This is a genomic window from Aeromicrobium phragmitis, assembly GCF_003674095.1.
Classification (GTDB): domain Bacteria; phylum Actinomycetota; class Actinomycetes; order Propionibacteriales; family Nocardioidaceae; genus Aeromicrobium; species Aeromicrobium phragmitis.
Window position 1 is genome coordinate 1 of the sequence record NZ_RDBF01000270.1, and the last position, 305, is coordinate 305.

Annotated in this window: 1 protein-coding gene; it reads left to right on the forward strand. The window is 67.2% G+C overall.

The window, feature by feature from the left end; translation table 11 throughout:
- Positions 1 to 305: type IV secretory system conjugative DNA transfer family protein (locus tag D9V41_RS17300; RefSeq protein ID WP_166376137.1), on the forward strand; the 305-nt coding region annotated here is incomplete at both ends.

Consider the following 305-nt stretch of genomic DNA (forward strand, 5'->3'; position numbering starts at 1 on the left):
AGCGACGAGGTCGCCCGGGTCGCCTCCCGCAAAGCGCTGCAACGACGAGCCGGCACCCTTCGACCTTCGATCCAGGACAAGAAGCCCGACCCGGCTGAAGTCGGCTACCTGCTGGGGACGGCGAAGGGCACCCAGGTGTGGGCGACTGTCGAGGACTCGATGCTCCTCGTCGGCCCGCCGAGATCCGGTAAGGGCCTGCATGTGGTCGTCAATTCGATTCTCGACGCCGCCGGGCCGGTGCTGACCACGAGCACAAGGCCCGACAACTTGACCGTCACGTTGAAGGCCAGGCAGCGCATGGGGCC